The 2,647-nt window shown below is 35.9% G+C and carries 2 protein-coding genes; both read left to right on the plus strand.

From position 1 onward, the window contains the following. The first annotated feature begins 182 nt into the window (after window positions 1-182). Entirely contained in the window at window positions 183-1,730 is a 1,548-nt protein-coding gene (istA, locus tag ACFX5D_RS16210) for an IS21 family transposase (protein ID WP_379859237.1), read from the plus strand. Window positions 1,731-1,747: 17 nt separating this feature from the next. Next, complete coding sequence (gene istB / locus ACFX5D_RS16215) at window positions 1,748-2,485, plus strand: IS21-like element helper ATPase IstB (protein WP_379859238.1); 738 nt, start codon at window positions 1,748-1,750, stop codon at window positions 2,483-2,485. The last annotated feature ends 162 nt before the right edge of the window (window positions 2,486-2,647 follow it).

Raw genomic sequence — 2,647 nt, forward strand, 5'->3', positions numbered from 1 at the left:
TTGGAAAAACCGGTCAAATTGACCACCCTATTCCAGTGTAAATTGACCACCAGTTTCGGAGCAAACTGACCACCACTTTCCAGTTCAAATTGACCACCTGATTTTGGTGTACAATTAACCCTTAAAAACTACTGACTTTTTCATGTTGTTAGCACCATACATTCGTTAAAAAAATACGGATTATGGCAAACAAAATAACAGACATGAGTAAAATTAGAAAAGCAATTAAATTCTACTGTAACGGGAAAAGTAAGTTATTCATAAGTAAGTACTTATCTCTTTCTAGAAATACGGTAAAGAAGTATATTTCTTTATTTGAAGTTCTCGGATTAAACTTTGAAGTAATTAACGAAAAAACAGATGCCGAGTTAGAACTTTTGTTTTCACACACTACAGTGGAATCCATTAGTCCCAAATTGCAGAAACTTCATGATTTTTTTCCTAAAATGGAACGGGAACTAAAAAAAGTTGGCGTTACCGTACAACATATGTGGGAGCAATATATTGCCGTAAACCCTGATGGTTACAGGAGTTCACAATTTGGCCATCATTACAAAACATGGGGTAAACGAGTCAATCCAGTAATGCACATGAATCACAAAGCGGGTGATAAAATGTATGTGGATTATGCTGGAAAAACACTCTCCATCATTGATAAAGACACGGGAGAAATCAAAGAAGTACAATTTTTTGTAGCCATATTGGGAGCCAGTCAATACACCTATGCCGAAGCTTCTATGAGCCAGCAAAAAGAAGATTTTGTTACTTCGGTAGAAAATGCCATGCGTTTTTTTGAAGGCACTCCTGCGGCAATTGTCCCGGATAATTTAAAATCTGCAGTGATAAAAAGCAGTCGTTTTGAACCTACTATCAATGAAACTTTAGCTGATTTAGCCGAGCATTACCAAACTACAATCTTGCCTGCCAGGGCTTATAAACCAAGAGATAAGTCATTGGTTGAAGGAGCTGTCAAGATATTGTACAGAAGGATTTATGTAAACCTTAAAGAAACTAAATTCTTTTCTCTGGAAGAATTAAACCAGCAGATATGGGATTTATTGGATGCCCATAATAGTCGAAAACTCACAGGACGTCCTTACTCTCGTATAGAATTGTTTTTAGAAGATGAGCAACAAAAACTACGCCCACTACCACAAGAACGCTTTGAAATTAAATACCAATCCTTTGCAACAGTGATGCAAAACGGACATGTTCAATTAAGTCAAGACAAAAATTATTACAGTGTTCCGTATCAATATATAAAGAAAAAAGTGAAACTATTGTATATCAAATCAACTGTAGAGATATACTATAAATACAATCGAATAGCCATTCATCCAAGGAATTACAAACCTTATATCTATACCACAATCCCAGAGCATTTAGCCAGTACACATCAATTTGTAGCCCAGTGGAGTCCTGCTCGATTTATTGATTGGGCAAGTAGCATTGATGAGTCAGTAGCAGAATATATCATGCAGATCATCGAAAGCAGAAACCATCCTGAACAGGCTTATAAGAGTTGTTTAGGAATACTGGGCTTGGAGAAAAAGGTAGGGAAAGAGCGATTAATAAATGCCTGCAGGCGGGCACTTGATTATAAAATTTACAATTTTAAGACGATACAAAATATTTTAGAAAACAACTTAGACCATATTGATTTTGACCAAGAACCCGAGCAAGAACTCCCTATTCACGGTAACATCAGAGGGAAACAGTATTATAATTAAATTAAAATCCAATAATCATGAATGAATCCACAGTAACAAAAATGAAACAAATGAAGCTTTATGGCATGCATAATGCTTTTAAAACGGCTATTGAAAGCGGAAAAACAGACCATTACACACTCGATGAATTTGTATCGATGCTTATTGATGCCGAATGGGATGAAAGGCACAATCGGCGTATTGCACGCAGTATCACCAATGCCCGATTCCATTACAAATCAAACATTGAAACTATCAATTTTGACCAAACCCGTAATCTGGACCGAAACACTGTACTGCGTCTGGCAGAATGTGAATTTGTAGAAAAAAATGAAAACATTTTAATCACAGGAAGTACAGGTGTAGGCAAAAGTTATTTGGGTACTGCATTGGGTTACCAAGCCTGTATACAAGGTTTTAAAGTGAGTTATTTTAATACTTCGAAGTTGTTTGCTAAATTAAAAATGGCCAAAGCAGATGGTTCTTATCTGCGAGAATTGGCCAAAATAGAAAGGCAAGATGTCATTATATTGGACGATTTTGGGCTGCAAGCATTAGATAGTCATAACCGAATTACCCTTTTAGAAATCATTGAAGACAGGCATAATAATGGTTCTATAATTGTAACATCACAAATCCCAGTGCAAGGCTGGTATGACATCATTGGAGAAAAAACCATAGCTGATGCAATTTTGGATAGGCTGATACATCAATCTCACCGAATCGAATTGCACGGAGAATCTATGAGAAAGAAAAGAGGTATAAACAAAGGGTAATATTTTAAGTATATTTGAATACTAATTAACAGATGAAAAAAAGTAGTTTTTAATGAAAAATGGAGGTGGTCATTTTGCTCCGGAATTAGGTGCTCATTTTGAATTGGAATCAGGTGCTCACTTTAAATTGGAATTGGGTGGTCAATATCACTGGAATTTGCA

The organism is Flavobacterium fructosi (genome assembly GCF_042787335.1).
Lineage (GTDB): Bacteria > Bacteroidota > Bacteroidia > Flavobacteriales > Flavobacteriaceae > Flavobacterium > Flavobacterium fructosi.

Excerpts from the sequence above, each read along its gene's own strand:
- istA (WP_379859237.1), top strand. The coding sequence starts at position 183 with ATGGCAAACAAAATAACAGACATGAGTAAAATTAGAAAAGCAATTAAA.
- istB (WP_379859238.1), top strand. The coding sequence starts at position 1,748 with ATGAATGAATCCACAGTAACAAAAATGAAACAAATGAAGCTTTATGGC.